Genomic DNA, 19665 nt, shown 5'->3' with positions numbered 1-19665 from the left:
TGACGACACTTTAATCGCAGTGAAACCAGTAGTATAAAGACTGACTTGCCAATACTTTATTGAGCCGGCCGTTGCTCCGTTTTGCCAGTTCGCGGCGCTCGCTGTGCCAGAAGCGCCACCGCCAACCCCTGGTGCATCAGCTCCACCTTCCGTAGTAATTACACGGGTAGTATTCGCAGAAGAAGCCGCATTAGCCGTTGTGCTATTGCTGGTACTAAAATCCCATTTGACAATAGTTGTCTGCCCCCACCCTACCAGTGGTAGCATTAGCATCATCAGCAGTGCCAGGGCGCGGCTGAATGAAGAGGGAAAAACTGTACGGGTTGGGTGCATAAGTAACGGGTATTAAGAGGGTTGAAAAATCGTCTTTTGATGGGCGCACTGTCAGTAAAGTTAGCCCGGCCGGGTAGCATTTACCCCATACCGAAGATTACGAAACCGTTACATTCGGCGGCAGTGCAACCCGGCAGGCCGCCTGCACGCCGTCAGGAAAGTAGCGTCGGGGCATAATCCTGTTTAGAATGAAGAAAAAATGAAGCGCACAAAAAAGCCCCCGCGGTGGCGGGGGCTTTTTTTAGGTTAGCGCGGCAACGGCCGGGCTTAATCGTTCTTCACGAAACGGCGTGTTTGCGGGCCGGCCGCGCCGCGCAGTTCCAGGAAGTAAGTGCCCGCCGCCAGCTGATGCACATCTATGGTCGGGTCGGCGGTGGCAGCGTCGCCGTGGGCCACCACCTGGCCCAGCGTGTTGAGGACGCGGTAGGTGCGGCCGGCGGCCGTGGGCAGCGCGGCCGTGAGGCGTTCGGTAGTCGGGTTCGGGTACACGGTCCACTCGGCCGGGGCATCGGTGCCGGCCACCGTCAGCACCTGCGAGTAAGCCACGGTGCCGTCCAGGTCCACCTGGCGCAGGCGGTAGTAGAGCAGGTGGGCGGGGGCTTTGGCGTCGAGGGCCGTGTATTCGTGCAGCTGCGTGCTGTTGCCCTGGCCCGGCAGGCTGAGCACGGCGCCAAAGGTGCGGCCGTCGAGGCTGCGCTCCACTTCGAAGCGGGCGCTGTTGCGCTCGGTGGCCGTGGCCCAGGCCAGGGCCACCCCACCGCCCTGGCGCGTGGCCGCGAAGCGGGTCAGCTCCACGGGCAGCGGGTTGGTGTTGGGGGGCGTGGCGATGTCGGTGGCCAGGGTGAAATCGCCCAGCGGGCCGGGCGTGAACGAGGCCGACGTGATGTCGGAGCCCGTGCCGCTGCCACCAATGTCCTTCCACTTGGTATTGTCGGCGGGGTCGGTCATGGCCACGCGCAGGAAGCTCACGTTGGCCGGCGTCACCAGGTCGTTGGCCGCAACGTAGCTCAGGCGAATGGTGGCGCTGCCCAGCGTGCTGCTGCCGCCGGCTTCCTGCACCACGTTGTAGTAGCGAATCTGCGACACGCGGACCAGTGTGGCCGGCAGGGTGCGCACCGGCGAGGGCGCTTCGTACTGGTGGGCCGTGTAGCTGGTGGTGCCAATAACCTGGTCGGTCACGGTGAGGGTAAGGGGCCGGTACTGCCCGGTCACGCCCAGTGGGAACGTGAGCGACACGGTTTGCGTCATGTTGTTGGTCACCGAGGCCAGCGTGAGCGTGTTCGAGTAGCTGTTGGAGCTGCCGCCCACCAGGCTGCCGCCCGGCAATACCTGGAGCTTGGCCGTGCCCTGCACAAAGATGCGCCCGCTCGTCAGGGTCAGGTTATTCACGGAAAGGTTGGTGAGCAGTTGGGCCGTGGGAATGGTGCCCGTGCGGTTCAGGCTCAGGCCCAGCAGCTCGTCCTGCCCGGCCACAAAGGCCAGGGGCCCAATGGCGCCGCTGCCCGTGAAGTTGAGCACCGACGTGGGCGTGCCCGCAAACCGGGCCACGGCGGGGTCCACCACCGTCAGCACCCCCGTGATGGTGAGGCCCACGCCAGCGCCCAGGCCCAGCACCCCACTGGTGAGGGTGGTGGCCCCCACCAGCAGCGGGTTGTCGGTGAGGGTGAGCGTGCCGCTGGGACGGTTCAGGTTGAGCTGGCTCAACAGGCCGCCGGTGGGCGAGAAGGCCACCGGGCCTACCGGGCCATCGGTGCCGGCCACGGTCAGGCGCGAGGCCGATGTGCCGCTCAGGAAACCACCCGAGCTGGCCACGGTGCCGTCCAGCAGCAGCAGGTTGGCGCCCAGGCTCAGGGTGCCGTTGGCAAGGGCCAGGGCCCCTTCCACGGTCAGGTTGAGGCTCAGGGGCAGCACGGCCCCGGCGCGGTTCAGGGTAAAGTTGCGCAGGACGCCCGTGGTCGTGCCCGACGAGCCGATGGTGAAACTGCTCAGGGCGCCGGCGCCCCCAATCGTCAGGTCGGCATCGGCCGCGCCGCGCAGGGTGCCGGTGCCCGCCACGGGGCCGTTCACGGTCAGCAGATTGCCCGACCCAATGGTGAGCGTGCTGGTGCTGCTCACGGTGAGGGTGCCGTTCACCGTCAGGCTGGCGGGCAGGACCAGGGTGTTGTTGCTGCCGGCCGCGTCGAGGGTGAAGTTGGTGAGTTGGGTGCTGCCGGCCGTCAGGCGCAGCGTACCCAGGGCCGTGGTGCTGTTTTTGCTGAATATCAGGTTGGAGCTTGGGCTTAAGGCCAGGGCACCATTGCCGCTCATGGTGGCCCGGCCACCTGCGGCAAAGCTCAGCGTGTTGTTGCCCACGGTCAGTACAGTATTGGTTCCCAGCGAGTAGCCGCCTGCCGCCGTGATGGCGTTGCCCAGCTCCAGGTTACTGGTGCCGTTGGCGAGGCTCACGCCGGCCTGGTTGGCTGGCAAAGTCAACCGGAACAGCTTGATGAGGGTACCGGCCCCGTCGAGCACCTGCGCCGTGGTGGTATTGGTGGCGCTAAGCTGGATGAGGTTGTCGGCGGCAGGGCCAAAAGTGACCGTGCCCGCCAGCGTGAAGTTGCCGCCTAAGCTCAGGATGGAAGCCGAGCTGGCCGCGCCGCCGAAGGCGCCGTCGACGTTGTCAACCAGCACATTGCCGCGCACCACGGTGGTGCCCGTGCTCAGCAGCTTGGTGGCGTTGCGCAGGGTCAGGTTGCCGTAGCCCGGGGCTGCCAAGATGGGCACCGTGAAGGAAGTAGTTTGGGCATACTCCACAGTGCTGGCTGCATCCAGCGTGCCGAAGGTCACGGTCGAGGGCGTCGTCGCGTTTTGCTGCACCAGGGTGGCGTTGCTGCTCAGGTCCAGAGTGCCGCTGAAATTGAACGCGGCGGGCACAACGAAGGACGCGCCGGACTGCACCAGCACCTTCGCGTTGGTTCCGGTTACTGACCAAGCCCCGTCAATCGTGCGGTTGGTGCCGACCACGACAAAAGTCAGGAAGTTGGTCGAGAAATTGGCCGGCGCGGGGCCCGTCCCGTCCGGCGTCGAGCTGTAGGTATTGGGGTCGTTGAGAAAGCCCCCGGGGACTTTGGTACTGTAGTACACGATGGGCACGAGCACCTCCGCCGGCGCCGACGAGTTTTGTGGGCCCGGGGCACTGCGCGTCACGAAGTCCAGGTTGTTGTTGTCGCTGTCGAAGCCATTGCCCTGGTCGGCGTCCACGTTGCCGGCCGCCATGTCGGCACTGGTCGAGCTTTCGCGGGCCTTGCGCTCGATGCTGGTGGTGTTGCTGGGTGCGGGGGCCCGGCCGACGCCTTCGTAGGTCGCCGCCGAGGTGCCATAGCCCACAAAATCGACAACGCCCGCCGTGTTGGCCGCCACCCCCGCGCCGAGCGCCGTGGTGTTGCTTACCAAGGCCAGCCGGCCGGCCGTGGCCGATAGATTTTGCGTGCCGGTGACGTCGGGTGCGGTCAAACCCGCCCCCACCCCACCCGACGAGCCGAGCTGAATGAGAAAAAAGCCATGGGCCGGAACACTGAAGTTGCCCTGCGCTACCACAGTGTAAGCACTAGTCCCGGTCGCAGAGTTGTATTGCAGCGAGTGATTAGTCAGGGTAATAGCTGCATTGGTCGGGTTGTACAGCTCCACGAAATCGTTGGTGTAGGGCGCGCCTGGCGTGCCGCCGCCGCCAAATACTTCGCTGATTACTACCGAAGTACTCTGGGCATGGCTCAGTAAAGACGCCAGCAGCGGCAGCAAGAGCAAAATTACTTTTCGAAGAGCACGAGGTAAGCTGGCGGGTGCAGTAAAAAGATGTTTCATAGGGTTTTACGATAGTAGAAGCAGTGTTTATTCGACAAACTGTCAAAATAGTAAGGGCAAAATTACCATGGTTTTATCGGCAAACGCGAGTCAACTAACTTTATTATGGATTAATTAATATTAAAAAAGTTCAGTTATTCAGCGCGCGTTCAATTTTCGTGCCATAACTGTTATCTGGCTTCTATCGTAGCGGCTGGCTTTGCTTTCATCGGCCCGGAGACGTTTGCTATCCCGGTTTGGGACGGAAACTCCCGCTTTGCCCGGACCGGGTGCGCCCCTGCGAGGTTGCCTGCGGACGTGCTTTTGAAGAAAATTTATAAAACAGCGAAGGCCCGCCTGCAGTGCAGGCGGGCCTTCGGGGCACGTGGTGCCTGCCATTCGGTACCGGTGGCTGGTTCTGGCCGCTGCTGCCAGCAGCGGCAAACTGCTGGGTGGGTGGCCACGGCCAGAAAGCACTTCCGGGTAAGAATGGCAGGTCTTAAAATCGTATTGATGGCCGCTGAAACAACCGCCGATAGCAGGCTTCGCGTTCCCAACAGCTGAACAATAACCAAAAGTACGGCCGCTGCGCAAACCTCAACCGTAGTATCGGCCAACCACCCAATTCCATCGATAAATCCCCAACATTCAGCGCTGGCCAACCAGCGGCAGTATCTGGGCCGCAAATACCGCGTTGATGGCCATGGCCCGCCGGGCGCGGCCAGCCGCCGGTACCAGCAGGGTTGGCGCCGGGCACAGGCCCCGAATCACGTCTTCAGTGAGGGCGCATTGGCGGTGGTGGGAGTAGCGCCAGCGCTCCAGCTGGGCGCGCTCCACGCGCAGGCGGGTGGCGGCGGGGTCGTGGAGGGTGCGGCGCACGGAGCGGGCGCAGGCGGCCACGTCGCGGTACAGGTAGAGCAGGCCGGTGTGGCCGTGCTGCACCAGCTCCACGGTGCCACCGGTGGCAGCAGCCACCACGGGCACACCAGCAGCCATGGCTTCGAGGGTCACCATGCCGTAGGTTTCGTTTTCGGAAGCCAGCACAAACACGTCGATGGCCTGGTAGAACACGGCCGGGTTGGCCCGGAAGCCCCGGAAATGCACCTGCTGCTCTAAGCCAAGCTCTTGCACGAGGGCCTGCAGGTGGCGCAGGTAGTCGTCGCCCTCGTTGCGGGTCGGTTCACCCATGATGACCAGACTGGCCTCCTGCCCGAGCTGCTGGCGCAGGTGGTGCAGCGCCTGAATAACGAAGTCCTGGCCCTTGCCCGCATCAAAGCGGCCCAGGATGCCCAGCAAAGGGCCCTCCAGGGGCAGACCCAGCTCCTGCCGGGCCTCGGCGCGCGTGCGGGTGGGCGGGGCAAATTGCTCTAGTGGCAAGCCCAGCGGCACGGTATGCAGCTTGGCAGTGTCGAAGTGGGTGTGGCGGGCCACCTCGCGGGCCAGGCCAGGCAGCGGCGTCAACCAGGCATCGATGAGCCGAAAGCGGAGCGTGTGGACCGGGCTGCGCTTGGGCCGCCCCAGCTGCATGTGCTGCTGATAGATGAGGCGCAGGTGCCCGCCCATCAGGGTTTTGACCAGCGTGGCCAGGGCCAGGTCCTTGTTTTGCGTCACCACCAGCACGTCGATGTGCAGGCGTTCGAGCTGCTGCTTCAGCTCCCAGGCGGCCAGCGGCATGGCCAGGCCCCGGCGCACCCGCAGGGTTTCGAGGGGCACAAACCACTCCTCGGCCCAATAAGCCAGCGGCGTGGCGGGCGGCGCGAAAAACGTGACGCGCCAGCCGCGCTCCTGCATCCAGCCGGCAAATTTCAGGCTGTTCAGTTCCAGGCCGCCCAGGCTCCCGGAGAGGCAAAGCACGGCCAATTGGGGCTGAATTTCCGGGACATGGAAGTCCCGTTCGGGAATATTATTCCCGGTAGTGTAGTAAGGTTTCATGGCTCAGAAAGACAGGGAGGGTGTGGGGGCAGCGAGGTAGAAAGCGGGAAGAGCGAGGGGTGCTGGGTGATGGGCCAGCAGGGAGCAGGTAGCAAAAGAGAACTATCATGTCGAGCGCAGCCGAGACATCTCGCGTGCCGCCACTAATTCTGACGATTGAGTTGCGTTGCGCACGCGAGATGTCTCGGCTACGCTCGACATGACGTTCTATACAATTACCTTTTTTGATTATAATGCCGCCTAGGTCCAGCGGCTGAGAAACTGCAGAAAGGTGTCTTTGTACTGGTCGCCGACGGGGATGGTAATGGCACCAATCTGAACGGTGAGGCGGCGCACGGCCTCAATCTTGTCGAGCGCCACGATGAACGAGCGGTGAATGCGCATGAAGCGCCGGGTGGGCAGCTTTTCCTCCATCGCCTTGAGGCTCATGAGGCTGAGCAAGGCGCGGGGCGTGCTTTTAAGGTGCACTTTCACGTAGTCCTTCAGCCCTTCCACGTAGAGAATGTCGCTCAGCGCGACGCGCACCAGCTGGTATTCGGCCTTCAGAAACAGGTACTCGTCCTCCTCGGGGCCGGTGGCGGCGGGGGCGGTGGCGTGCTGGGAGGTGAGCTCGGCGTAGGCGCGGGCCTTGCCGGCAGCCCGCAGAAACTCCTCGTAGTTGAAGGGCTTGACGAGGTAGTCGAGGGCATCGACGCGGTAGCCTTCGAGCGCGTACTGGCTGAAGGCGGTGGTGAAGATGACGCGCGGGCCGGTGGGCCCCAGCACGCGGGCCAGCTCCAGGCCGTTGAGCTCCTGCATCTGGATATCCAAGAATGCCAAATCGACGGCGCCGGGGTGCTCGTGCAGGTACTTGAGGGCCTCCACGGCACTGCCAAACTTGCCCACCAGCTCCAGAAACGGCGTTTTTTGAATGAAGGAGACCACCAGGCCCAGGGCCAGGGGCTCGTCATCGACGGCAATGGTGCGGAGGGGCGGCAGGGCGGGTGTACTCATGTGTTGGGATAATAAGATATCTGTCATCCTGAGCATGCGAAGGACCTTTTCACGTTCGCTCAGTTTGATATTACTGCAAATCGTTCATCGGTGAAAAGGTCCTTCGCACGCTCAGGATGACCGCCTTATTTATGAATACTGCAAAGCCGGCGTTGGCAACCCCACGCTGGCCTCCGCTCCTACTTGCAACGTGAGGTAGACCACGAACTCGTTGGCCGGCGTGTGGTCGTCGACTACCAGGTGAAAGCGGCCGGGGTACAGCAAATCGAGGCGGCGGCGGGTGTTGGCCAGGCCGATGCCGTTGGAGCCGGCCAGGTCGGTGGAGGGCAGCGAGAGGCGGCTGTTGCGCACTTCCAGCTCCACCAAATCGGCGCGGGGCTGGCGGATAGCCACGAAAATGCGGCTGGCCTCGGTGGCCGCCACACCGTGCTTGAAGGCGTTTTCGAGGAAGGGCAGCAGCAACATGGGCGCCACGGGCACGTCGTGCATGGGCTCGGGCCGCTCGAAGGTCACCGTCACCCGGTCGTCGAGCCGCAGCTGCATGAGGGTGATGTAGTCCTGCACGAAGGCGATTTCCTGGCTGAGCAGGGTCATGCCGCCGGCCGTGTCGTAGAGCACGTAGCGCATCATGCGCGAGAGGCGGTGAATGGCCGTGCGCGCCTGCTCGCCGTCGAGCAGCGTAAGGGCGTAGATGTTGTTGAGGGTGTTGAAGAAGAAGTGCGGGTTAATCTGGGCTTTGAGCATCGACAGTTCGGAGCTCACGCGCTGCTGCTCCAGCGTCTGGCGCAGCTGGGCATCTTTCTGCCACTTCTGCACCACCGTGATGCAGGTGCTGATGCCCAGCACGAACATGGTGGTGAGCAGGCCCATGGTGTCGATGTGCAGGCCGTTGCGCTGGAAGGCGCGGGGCCGCCCGGCCGCCGCCTGAAAAGCTTTGTCCATGAGCACCGGCAGGTTCAGAACCGACTCCAGCACCTTGCTGAAGCCCAGAATGGCCACCGTAGTGCCGAATAGCGCCAGAATGAACCACCCCGTGCGGCCCGGGAACAGCAGGCGCGGCACCAGCACCTTGCCCGTGAAGTAGAACGTGGCCACCCACACGCAGAACATCAACCCCTGCTTCAGCCAGAACTGCGGCGGCATGGTGAGCCGTCCGGTGAGCGGCTGAAACAACAAAAACGTGAGTCCGAACAAGCCCCACACCAGCACATGAATGAGCGGGGTGAGGTAGCGCCGAGGCGTGAGAACAGCCATAAACAAGGAAGAAAGCCTAACAAACATACCAGCCCCTTTTCCCAAAACCCGGCCAAACCGACCGTAACCGGAATTGTATCGACGGCGGGGAGCGTTTCATCGGCCGGGAAGGAGGCAGATAGCACTTGGCAGGGTAGAAACGAAACGCCTGTCATCCTGAGCGCAGCGAAGGACCTTCTCACGTTTGCGGTTGTTGGATTACTGCAATCTGGTCAGGTGTGATAAGGTCCTTCGCTGCGCTCAGGATGACAGGCGCTTCAATCCCGTTCGCAATGACCGGCGAACTACCGAACTTTGCGCCCATGATTCGCTCTTTTCTGCTTCTCGTGCTGCTTTCTACCACCCACCTCCCGGCCCCCGCAGCCCCGCCCCTGCCCGACTTCGGCAGCTACCCCATCTACCGCGGCCCCGACCTGGGCCTGACCTGGCGCGGCCCCCAAGCCACCCTGCGCGTGTGGGCCCCCACCGCCGAAGCGCTGCACCTGCGCCTCTATGCCGCCGGCATTGGGGGCCAGCCCACCGCCGACTACGCCATGGCCAAGGCCCAGGACGGCACCTGGACCTACACCCTGCCCGCCGGCACCACCGGCTTCTACACCGTGCAAGCCACCATTGCCGGGGCCAAAATGGCCGAAGTAGTCGACCCGTATGCCCATGCCGTGGGCCTCAACGGCCGACGCGGCGCGGTGCTCAACCCCAGCGCCGTGAGCCCGCCCGGCTGGGCCGACGACCTGCGCCCCGCCCTCAAACAGCCCACCGACGTCGTTATCGGCGAAGTGCACGTGCGCGACCTGAGCATGCACCCGCAGTCGGGCATCACGCGCAAGGGCAAGTACCTGGGCGTGGCGCAGTTGGGCACGCGCGGGCCGGAAGGCGTGACCACGGGACTGGAGCATCTAGTAGAGCTGGGCCTAACCCACGTGCACCTGCTGCCCACCAACGACTTCGCCAGCATCGACGAGGCCGCGCCGGCCCGCGCCAACCGCTACAACTGGGGCTACGACCCGCTCAACTATTCCGTACCCGAAGGCTCATACGCCACCAACGCCGCCGACCCGGCAGCCCGCATCAGCGAGTTTAAGCAAATGGTGGAAAACCTGCACGGCCAGGGCCTGCGCGTGGTGCTCGACGTGGTGTACAACCACACGGCCGACGCCGCCCGCAGCAATTTTGAGCAGCTGGTGCCCGGCTACTACTACCGCCACAACGCCGATGGCACCCTGAGCAACGCCACCGCCTGCGGCAACGAAGTGGCCTCGGAGCGGCCCATGGTGCGCAAGCTCATCGTGGAATCGGTGGCGTACTGGGCCCGCGAGTACCACGCCGATGGCTTCCGCTTCGACCTCATGGGCGTGCTCGACCTCGAAACCATGCGCGCCGTGCGGGTGGCGCTCGACCAGCAGGACCACAGCATCCTGATGTACGGCGAGGGCTGGACCGCCGGCCCCTCGCCCCTGCCCGACGCCCAGCGCGCCCTCAAGGCCAATATGGGCAAAATAGACCGCATTGCCGCCTTCGGCGATGAGTTGCGCGACGGCGTGAAGGGCCACTATGCCCGCCAGACCGAGCCCGGCTTCGCCAGCGGCCAGCCCGGGCTGGAGGAGAGCGTGAAGTTCGGCATCGTGGGCGCTACCCAGCACCCCCAGCTGGATTACAGCAAGGTCAATTATTCAAAAGCCCCCTGGGCCAGCTCGCCCGCGCAGGCCATTAACTACGTGGCCTGCCACGACGATATGGTGCTCTGGGACAAGCTGGCTGTGTCGACGCCCAACGCCTCGGAAGCCCAGCGGCTGAAGATGGATTTGCTCAGCAACACCATCGTGTTCACCTCGCAGGGCATTCCGTTTTTGCCGGTCGGCGACGAGTTTCTGCGCACCAAGGGCCGCTCCCACAACTCCTACAATCTGCCCGACAGCGTGAACCAGCTCGACTGGGCCCGCAAGGCCAAGTACCGGCCAGTGTACGAGTTCTACCGCCAGCTCATTGCCCTGCGCCGCGCGCACCCGGCCTTCCGGCTGCCCACCGCCGCGCTGGTGCAGCAGCACCTCGAATTCGTGCCGAATACCCACCCCGGCATCATCGTCTACCAACTGAAAAACAACGCCGGCGGCGACACCTGGCAAAACATCGTGGTGATTTTCAACGGCAACACCTCGGCCGACAGCGTGGCCCTGCCGCGCGGCACCTACAAAGTGGTGCTGCGCGGCGACCAAATCAATCCCGAAGGCCTCGAAGTGCTGGAGGTGATGAGTGGCGTGCAGGTGCCCGGCAGCTCGGCCCTCATCCTCGTCCGCATCGAATAGCGCGTGGGCCGTTCAGGCCCGGCTACTTCCGGTATACGGGGTCGTTGCCGCTATACTTCAGCCACTTGAAGGCGGCGGAATTGGTGGTGGGCTGGCCCGACGAAGTGGCGTACATCGCCACCACGCAGCCGATGAAGCCGCCCGCCGTCTGCGTGCTCAAAAACCGGGCATCCACTTTGTCCTTGAGCGTCGTCCAGGCATTGCCATTCTCCGAAAACCCGAAGCCGTAGGTGTCGCCCGCGGCCTCAACGCGCAGCTGCACTTTGGCCGTGGCCGATTTTAGCGGGGCCTGGGCCAGCAGTTCCGGCTTGTCGGGTTCGTCGGTGCTTTTGAACAGGGAGAGGACGGGCTTGCCCCCGGCCATTGATTTGGCGAGGAAATAGAAATGCTTCTCGTCCTGAAACACCACCAGGCCCGCTTGCTCATTGGCGGCTTTTGGGACGAATAGCAGCTCGGTTTCGGTGGTGCAAAACTGGTGCTGCTGGCGCTTGCCCACGAAGGTCGGGTTACTGAGCCCGGCGCAGGTTTCCGGCTTCAGCTTCAGCGTGAGGCCGTGGGCCTTGCTCAGCGCGAAGCTGGTGCTGTCCACGGTGCGCAGAAACAGCAGCGCGGGGTCGAGCTGCCGCGCAAAGGTGAGGGTGTAAGCAAAATTGCCGCTCTGGGGCAAAGCGCCTTTCAGCTTCACCTCGGGAAACGCCGCCTTGTACCGGTACTGCACGCCGTTGGGGCCGGGGTTCATCACGGGCCACCCGTCTTTCCAGCTCACCGGCACGATGAACGTTTCGCGGCCGGTGTTGTAATGGTTGCCTTCGTAGGGCCGCACCGCCAGGAAAACGGCGTAGGTCTGCCCGTCGGGGCCCTGCACAAACTGCGCGTGTCCGGCCGAGGTGATGGGGTTGGGGCGCCCCGGCGGCAATTCGCGCTGCGAGAGAATGGGGTTGTGCTCGTAAGGCACAAACGGCCCCCAGGGCGACTTACCCCGGAACACCACCTCCGTGTGGTTCACCGAAGTGCCGCCCTCGGCCGCGTAGAGGTAGTACCAGCCGTTGGCCTGCATCAGGTGCGGCCCCTCAATCCAGACCGGCTTTTTGCTGATGTCCACCCCGCCGTTTACCACAATTTTGGCCTCGCCCACGGTTTGCAGCTTCACCGGGTCCAGCTCCATCACCTTGATGGTGCGGTGGCCCGCATACAGCGGCTTGTTCTCGGGCGGGTCGCTGTTGTACACCACGTAGGCCCTGTCGCCCTCAAAAAACAGCGAGGGGTCGATGCCCTTGACTTCGGGCAGAAAAGTGGGGTTGCTCCACGGCCCGGCGGGGTTTTTGGCCGTCACCACGAAGTTGCCCCGGTGGTCAATCAGCGTGCAGGTGACGTAAAAGGTGCCGTTGTGGTACTCGATGGCCGGCGCAAACAGGCCCCGGGTCATACGGTCGCCCAGGAAGTTCATCTGCGACGGCCGGCTGATGACGTTGCCCACTTGCTCCCAGTGTTGAAGGTCGCGGCTGTGCATCACCGGAATGCCGGGAAAATAGGAAAACGTGGAGTTGACCAGGTAATAATCCTCCCCGACCCGCACAATGCTGGGGTCCGGATAGAAGCCCGCCAGAATGGGGTTAACCAAGTCAATCGATTGGGCAGAAAGCACCGAAAAGCGGAACAGCGCGGCCGTCACGACGGTGAGCAATACGAGGATGCGCGTGGTATTCATGGTTGTTGGTAATGCTGCCTTAAAAGAGGTGGCCGCGCTACTGGGCTCCCGCGTTGCCCCTGCCGCCAGCCGTTTCGGGCGGGCCGAGGTAGCTGGCTGGCAACGCACCGCGGTCCATCACCAGCTTTTCGAGCACCACGCCGGGGTCGACGCGCCAGAACTTGAGCACGTGCGGGCCGGCGCCTACGGTATGCTGCGAGGCTTTGATGATAATGTTGTCGGCCACGGCCTGCTCCCACGGCTTATTGCCATTATCGGGTTTCAGGCCGGTGTGCAGGTTGATGATTTGCGGCGCTTCGTCATCGAAGGAAACCGCGTAGCGCAGGCCGGTGGTGTTGGTAAAATCGAGCGTGGGCGCCAGGTAGGCGCGCACCGTTACCGGCCCGGCCTGCGCCAGCGTGACGCGGTACTCCAGGTGCGGCGACGCGCCGCCGGGCGCGGCCTGCGCCGCCGCCGTGACCGGAAACGTGGTGACCGCGCCCAGCGTGCGGCCCAAATCCGGCAGCACCTGCCAGCTAATACCGCTAGCCGACACCGCCTTCGTGTAGTGCTCGGCTTCGATACTCACGTAACCGTTGCTCTCCTGAAAGCCCACGCCCTCCGGGCCTGCCGGTTTTGCGGCAGCGCTGGTTGCAGCCGCGGCTGGAGCAGCGGCCGGCGAGGTGCCCGGGGCTGCCAGGGTTTGCACCTCGGGCATCTTGTTGGCCTCGGGCTGCTGCCAATAGGTGTAGCCGATGTGCGTCTGGTCCATCATGTGGTTCCACTTGCCGCCGGCCAGGGCGTGGTAGCGGCGCGTGATTTCGGCGTCTTTCGCGTAGAGCGCCCGGGCTTTTTCGGCCAGCTCGTTGGTGTTGGCCTGGTTGTTTTTGGCGGCTTCGCGGTTCCGCGCCACGGTGTAGTAGAGCTCGTTGAGGTTGGCGCAAGCCTGCACGGGGTGCAGCACCAGTTCGTAGTAGGCGTCGCGGCTAGCGGCCGGCATTTGCTGGTTAATGGCTTCGGCGCGAGTCAGCAGTTGGTTGTAGTCGGCCACAATGGTGGCCCACTCGCCGGTGGGCAGGCTGTAGGTGTCGGGGCTCAGCAGCTCGGGCTTGCGGCGGGCATTGTACTTAGCGTATTTGGCCAGGATGTCGGCAATGTCGGCAGCGTGCGCGGGGCCAAACTGCTGGGCCGCCCAGCTTTGCGTGTAGGCCGCCACGCCGGTGGCCGGAATGGCTTCGGGCTTCCAGGCGTAGTCGAGGAAGAAGCTGATGGGCAGCTCCATGGGCTTGAGGTCGCCCACGTTCACAATCCAGATTTGATTGGCGCCGTAAGCGTGCGCCAGGTGCATCTGTTCCCAGATGCGCGGCAGCGGATTTGTATTCAGCCACTTGTAATTGCGCGGGCCGCCCACATAGTCGAAGTGGTAGTAGATGCCGTAGCCGCCGGCGCGCGGCTTCTCGCCCACTTTGGGCAGCTTGCGGATATTGCCCCAGTTGTCGTCGCACAGCAGCAGGGTCACGTCGTCGGGCACGCGCATGCCCTTGTCGTAGTAGTCCTGCACTTCCTTGTAGAGGGCCCAGAGCTGGGGCGTTTTCTCCGCCGGCTTGTGGGTTTCCTCGGCGAGGATTTTCCGCTGGTCGGCCACTATTTTTTCGAGCAGGGCAATGTTGCTGCCCTCGCTCATGGGTTCGTCGCCGTCGCCGCGCATGCCCACGGTCACGATGCTTTCGTGGCGGCCCATGTTGCGGATTCCCTGGCGCCAGAAGCGGCGCAGGGTGGTGTCGTTGGTCTGGTAGTTCCAGGGGCCGTGGCCGTAGCGCTTCCATTCCTGCTGGGCGCGCAGCATGGGCTCGTGGTGCGAGGTGCCCATTACGATGCCGTACTCGTCGGCCAGAACCGGGCTGAGCTTGTCGTTATCATTGAAAGCATTGCCCCACATGGCAGGCCACAGGTAATTCCCTTTCAGCCGCAAAATCAGCTCGAATACATGCGCGTACATCTTCGAGTTGATGCCACCAAACTTCTCCTTCGCCCAGCCGCTCAGCGCGGGCGCCTCGTCGTTCAGAAAGATGCCGCGGTATTTCACAGCCGGCTCGCCCAGCGTGTGCCGCGCGGCCGGAATCAGCAGCTTGGTTTGCGGCTGCACCGGCACGTCGGCCCACCAGTACCAGGGCGACACGCCAATCTGCTGCGAGAGGTCGTAGATGCCGTAAATCGTGCCGCGCTTGTCGCTCCCGGCAATGACGAGGGCGCGCGCCACGCCGGGCATAGGCTGCTCCACCACCTGCCGCACGAAGGTTTCCCAGCGGCCCGCCACGCCGGCCACGTTCAGCTTGCCGGCTTTCACCAAGCCGTCAATCAACGGGCTTTTGCCAAGGGTGCCGATGAGGACGACTGCTGTGCCTAACGGTTTTTCGGTGCTGAAAACCGGCTCTGCTTTGGTCACGCGCCGCACGTCGGCCTGCAGGTCTTTGGCGGCGCGCAGCACGCCCGGCCAATCGGCGGCACTGGCGTAGATGGGCGCAGTGCGGCCGCTGGCGGCGAGGGGGAAGCTGGCCGTGGTTTTGGTGGCGGGCTGGGTTTGGGCCTGCACGAGGGGGCTGCTTAGCAGCAGAAGTAGCAGCAGAAGCCACTGTGGGAACTGGTGGGTGGATTTCATGGGGTCGTGCAGGCGTTCACCTCACCCCCCGGCCCCCTCTCCCGCGGAGAGGGGGAGCCACGGCGGCGCGGGGGTAGCGTGGACTTTGCAAGTCCGCGTATTGGGGGTTGATTTTATGCAAGCAATGCGCGGACTCGCAGAGTCCACGCTACAAATCGTCAGGCTCCCCCTCTCCACGGGAGAGGGGGCCGGGGGGTGAGGTGAACGTCAGAACTTCACCACCTCATAGAAAGCCTTCTTCGGCTTCTGATTCTGGTCGAAGAGCAGCGGGTAGTTCTTGCGGCCGGGCACAGGGTAGGTATCCAGCCAGGTGTATTTATCGGAAATATTCCAGAAGGTGACACCGGTCAGTACGTTCTTATAATCGCGGAACACCTTGAAAAACATCTTGTACTGCGCAGCCTGCTTCTGCTCCAGCTCGGGCGTGAAGGCGTCCGATTCGTCGGGGCAGCGGGCGCGGCGCTCCTTCTCCCAGGGATAAATCGACACGTCAAGCTCGGTAATCTGAATCTTCAACCCCAGCGCCTTGTACTCGTCGAGGGCGGCACGCAGCTCCGGCTCGGTGGGTTCCTGTAGCGACCAGTGGCCCTGCAGACCCACGGCATCGATGGGCACTTTGGCAGCTTTCAGTTTCTTGAGCAACTTGATTATCCGGTCGCGTTTTTCGGGCCGCTCGGTGTTGTAGTCGTTGTAGAACAGCACGGCGCTAGGGTCGGCCGCGTGGGCGTACTCGAAGGCCTTGGCGATGAAATCCTCGCCGCAGATTTTATACCACTCCGAGTCGCGCAAAAACTCCTGCGGGTTGTCGGAAATGGCTTCGTTCACCACGTCCCAGGCGTAGATTTTGCCCTTGTAGCGCTTCACCACCGTGTCGATGTGGTCGTGCAGCCGTTGGAGCAGCACGTCTTTGCTCACGGTGCTGCCGTCGGCATTTTTGAACAGCCACCGGGGCGTTTGCTCATGCCAGAGCAGGTTGTGGCCCCGTACGCGCAGGTGGTGGTCCTGGGCAAACTGCACGATTTCGTCGGCGTCCTTCCAGAAGTAACGGTTTTCCTCCGGGTGAATCGGGCCCATTTTCATGGCATTCTCCGGCGTGATGCTGTTGAACTGCTGCTTAATCAGCTCGCCCTCGGCCCCTTTCAGGCCCTGCGGCGACACCGCCACCCCCACCGGAAAATATGCCTTGTAGTAGTCCTTCAGGCCCTTTTCGGCTGGCGGGCGTTGGCTGCCAGCCAGGGTCAGGCCGCCCAGCAGCAAGGGCATCAGCAGAAGCTTAGGTTTCATAGTTCAGCAAAAAAGGTTGGATAAGGCGGTAGCCATGCGCCCCAGTTTAAGAGGCACCTGACATCCTCAGCATCAGTCAATTATTCATTCGGGCAAAGCCCCGGTAAGCAGGTGGAGAGGCGCTCCGGCCGCCGGGCCCACCAGGCCCCGACTACTTACTTCCGGCCGGCTCACCAACGAGCCGGAAGCTCTGCCGAAGCGCCTCCGTAAAACGGCCGTTTGTTGCAGCAAACGGCCGTTTCCACCGCCTTAAATCTTTAAAACATCCCCGGCCAGCCGCCTCACTGTTCCCACCATTTAGCGGCCGGCCGGTTCTGTTTTTAGGTTACTCAGGCGTGGCGCCTCACCCCCGGCCCCTCTCCCAAAGGAGAGGGGAGCCTGACGATTCTCAATCTGAGCATTTCCGGTGCCCCCTCTCCTTTGGGAGAGGGGTTCAGGGGGTGAGGCGCCACGTCAGGCTACACGTTAAATATACTGATTAATAATGCTTTCCAGCCACTCCTGCTTGCCGCTGCGAGGCGCGGGCTCGCCCGATTTGTGGGCAATGGTGCGCAGGTCTTCCAGCGTGAGCTGGCCGGCGGCAAAGGCCTTGCCCTCGCCCGAATCGAAGGAGGCGTAGCGCTCGGTGCGGAACTTGCGGTAGGGCGACTTCTCCAGAATGTCGTTGGCGATGACGAGGGAGCGGGCGAAGGTGTCCATACCCGCGATGTGGGCGATGAAAATGTCCTCCAGGTCGGTCGAGTTGCGGCGGGTTTTGGCGTCGAAGTTTATGCCGCCGTGCTTGAAGCCGCCGTGCTCCAGGATGATGAGCATGCTCTCGGTCAGCTCGTTGAGGTTGTTCGGGAACTGGTCGGTGTCCCAGCCGTTCTGGTAGTCGCCGCGGTTGGCGTCCATGCTGCCCAGCATATTGGCGTCGGCCGCCACCTGCAGTTCGTGCTGGAAGGTGTGGCCGGCCAGGGTGGCGTGGTTCACTTCCAGGTTCAGCATGAAGTCGTTTTCCAGGCCGTGCTCCTTCAGGAAGCCGATGACGGTGGCGGCGTCGAAGTCGTACTGGTGCTTGGTGGGCTCGGCCGGCTTGGGCTCGATGAAGAACTTGCCGGTGAAGCCCTGCTGGCGGGCGTAGTCGCGGGCCATGGTCAGGAAACGGCCCATGTGGGCTTGCTCGCGCTTCATGTCGGTGTTCAGCAGGGTCATGTAGCCCTCGCGGCCGCCCCAGAACACGTAGTTTTCACCGCCCAGCGCGATGGTTGCGTCGATGGCGTTTTTCACCTGCGTGGCGGCGTGGGCCACCACCTGGAAGTCGGGGTTGGTGCTGGCGCCGTTCATGTAGCGCGGGTTCGAAAACACGTTGGCCGTGCCCCAGAGCAGCTTCACGCCGCTTTCCTGCTGGTGCTGCTTCACATAGTCTACCACGGTGGCGAGGTTACGCTCGTATTCGGCCAGCGACGCGCCTTCGTCCACTAAATCAATGTCGTGGAAGCAGTAGTAGGGCGTGCCGAGCTTGGTGAAGAACTCGAACGCGGCATCGGCCTTGTCCTTGGCGCGGCCCACGATTTCGTGGTGCGAGTCCCAGGCAAACTGCTTGGTGCCGGGGCCGAACGGGTCGCCGCCGGTGCCGGTGAAGGTGTGCCAGTACGACACGGCGAAGCGCAGATGCTCCTTCATGGTCTTGCCGGCCACCACACGGTTTTCGTCGTACCACTTAAAGGCGAGCGGGTTGTCCGACTCGCGGCCTTCAAAACGAATGGGTTCGATGCCCGTGAAGAATTCGGTTCTGGAAAGGGTGTTGCTAGACATGAGCTAGGGAAATTGGTTGGGGATATTTAGTTGTTAGTTGCTGGTTGTCAGTTGTCAGTTGCTGGTTATTAGTTGTCGATTATAGTAGGTCCATCCACTGACAACTAGCAACTGACAACCGACAACTCTCTAGGCAATGCATCTTGCCAGCGGCCGTAAGCCGCTTGGTATTGTTCGCGCAGCGCATCGGTCGGCTCTACAGTGAGGATGCGTTCGAGGCCGCCGAAGGCTTCGGCCGGGCTGGCGTATACGCCGGCGCCGATGCCCGCGCCGCGCGCCGCGCCCTGGGCCGCGTCGGTGTTGTAGAGCTCCAGCGTCACGTTGCCGCTGTTGACGAAGGCCTCGCGGAACACCGGGCTCAGGAACATGTTGGCGTTGCCGGCGCGCACCTGGCGCACCTGCACGCCGCTGGCCCGCATGATGTCCATGCCGTAGTTGAGCGCAAACACGATGCCTTCCTGCGCCGCCCGCAGCAAGTGCTTTTGGTGGTGAATGTTGAAGTTGAGGCCGCGCAATTCGGCGTCGGCCGGGCGGTTTTCGAGGATGCGCTCCACGCCGTTGCCGAAGGGCAGAAACACGAGGCCCTCCGCTCCTACCGGCGCCTGGGCGGCCAGTTGGTTCATCTGGTCGTAGGGCATTTCGCCCACGATTTTGCGCAGCCAGCTGTTCAGAATGCCGGTGCCGTTGAGGCACATCAGCACGCCGTTGCGGGGCCGGGCGAGCGTGCTGTTCACGTGCACAAAGGAGTTCACGCGGGAGCGGGGGTCGGGCGTGTTGGTTTCGTTGATGCCGTAGACCACGCCGCTGGTGCCGCCCGTGGCCGCCACCTCACCGGGGTTCAATACATTCAGGGAGAAGGCGTTGTTGGGCTGGTCGCCGGCCCGGTAGCTGATGGGCGTGCCGGCCGTGAGGCCCAGCTCCTGCGCGGCCTCGGCCGTCAGGTGGCCCTGCACCGCGAAGGTGTCTACCACCTCGGGCAGCAAGTCAGCGCTGATGCCGTAGTAGTCCAGCAGCTCCTGGGCAATGGCCTGCCGCTTGAAATTCCAGAACACGCCTTCCGACAAGCCAGAAACGGTGGTTTGCAGTTGGCCGCTCAGCTTGAATGCGATGTAGTCGCCGGGCAGCTGAATCTTGTGAATTTGCGCGTAAATCTCGGGCTCATTCTCGCGCACCCATTTCAGCTTGGAGGCGGTGAAATTACCCGGTGAGTTCAGGAAATTTTCCAGGCAATATTCTTCGCCCATTTCCGCAAAAGCCTGGTTGCCATACTCCACAGCCCGGCTGTCGCACCAGATGATGGCCGGGCGCAGCACCTTGCCGGCCTTGTCAATCAGCACCAGCCCGTGCATCTGGTAGGTGATGCCGATGCCGGCCACCAGGGAGGTATCGAAGCCGTATTCGGCTTTCAATTCGGCGGTGGCGTTCACGCACTCCTGCCACCAGCGCTCGGGGCGCTGCTCGGCCCAGTTGGGTTGGGCCACGGTGATTTCCATCTCCTTTTTGGGAGAGGTGGCGGCAGCCACGCACCGGCCGGTATCAATGTCCAGCAGGGAGGCTTTTATCGAAGAGCTACCGATGTCGTAGCCGAGGAGGTATTTCATGGA

Annotated in this window: 10 protein-coding genes; 1 reads left to right on the top strand and 9 read right to left on the bottom strand. The window is 63.1% G+C overall.

The features are described 5' to 3' along the window. Nucleotides 1–600: 600 nt before the first annotated feature. From Q5H92_RS04420 to Q5H92_RS04405, 4 genes are all read right to left on the bottom strand, one after another. On the bottom strand, nt 601–4116 hold the full coding sequence (locus Q5H92_RS04420) for a T9SS type A sorting domain-containing protein (protein WP_305010284.1): 3516 nt from the start codon (nt 4114–4116) through the stop codon (nt 601–603). Nucleotides 4117–4800: 684 nt separating this feature from the next. Next, nucleotides 4801–6084, bottom strand: coding sequence for a glycosyltransferase family 4 protein (locus tag Q5H92_RS04415; RefSeq protein WP_305010283.1), 1284 nt, complete (start codon nt 6082–6084; stop codon nt 4801–4803). A gap of 240 nt (nt 6085–6324) precedes the next feature. Next, nucleotides 6325–7077 carry a LytR/AlgR family response regulator transcription factor gene (locus tag Q5H92_RS04410; RefSeq protein WP_305010282.1) on the bottom strand — a complete coding sequence of 251 codons (753 nt, stop codon included), beginning with the start codon at nt 7075–7077 and terminating at the stop codon, nt 6325–6327. 129 nt (nt 7078–7206) lie between these two features. Then, nucleotides 7207–8331, bottom strand: a complete 1125-nt coding sequence (locus tag Q5H92_RS04405) for a sensor histidine kinase (RefSeq protein WP_305010281.1) — start codon at nt 8329–8331, stop codon at nt 7207–7209. A 302-nt stretch (nt 8332–8633) separates the two neighbouring features. On the opposite strand from Q5H92_RS04405, the gene pulA reads away from it, so the two are divergent. Next, on the top strand, nt 8634–10634 hold the full coding sequence (pulA, locus tag Q5H92_RS04400) for a type I pullulanase (protein ID WP_305010280.1): 2001 nt from the start codon (nt 8634–8636) through the stop codon (nt 10632–10634). Between the two features lie 22 nt (nt 10635–10656). On the opposite strand, the gene Q5H92_RS04395 is transcribed toward pulA, so the two are convergent. The 5 genes from Q5H92_RS04395 to Q5H92_RS04375 all read right to left on the bottom strand — a co-directional run bounded on the left by Q5H92_RS04395 (nt 10657) and on the right by Q5H92_RS04375 (nt 19662). Beyond that, nucleotides 10657–12342, bottom strand: coding sequence for a glycoside hydrolase family 43 protein (locus tag Q5H92_RS04395; RefSeq protein WP_305010279.1), 1686 nt, complete (start codon nt 12340–12342; stop codon nt 10657–10659). Nucleotides 12343–12379: 37 nt separating this feature from the next. Beyond that, nucleotides 12380–14980 (bottom strand): glycosyl hydrolase 115 family protein, encoded by a 2601-nt coding sequence (locus tag Q5H92_RS04390; protein WP_305010278.1) that lies wholly within the window; start codon nt 14978–14980, stop codon nt 12380–12382. 207 nt (nt 14981–15187) lie between these two features. Continuing rightward, on the bottom strand, nt 15188–16264 hold the full coding sequence (locus tag Q5H92_RS04385) for an endo-1,4-beta-xylanase (protein ID WP_369811115.1): 1077 nt from the start codon (nt 16262–16264) through the stop codon (nt 15188–15190). Between the two features lie 465 nt (nt 16265–16729). Next, entirely contained in the window at nt 16730–18061 is a 1332-nt protein-coding gene (xylA, locus tag Q5H92_RS04380) for a xylose isomerase (protein ID WP_305010277.1), read from the bottom strand. A 104-nt stretch (nt 18062–18165) separates the two neighbouring features. Beyond that, on the bottom strand, nt 18166–19662 hold the full coding sequence (locus Q5H92_RS04375) for a xylulokinase (RefSeq protein WP_305010276.1): 1497 nt from the start codon (nt 19660–19662) through the stop codon (nt 18166–18168). Between the last annotated feature and the right edge of the window lie 3 nt (nt 19663–19665).

Source organism: Hymenobacter mellowenesis (assembly GCF_030581005.1).
Lineage (GTDB): Bacteria > Bacteroidota > Bacteroidia > Cytophagales > Hymenobacteraceae > Hymenobacter > Hymenobacter mellowenesis.
This window is presented reverse-complemented; position numbering and strand designations above follow the sequence as displayed.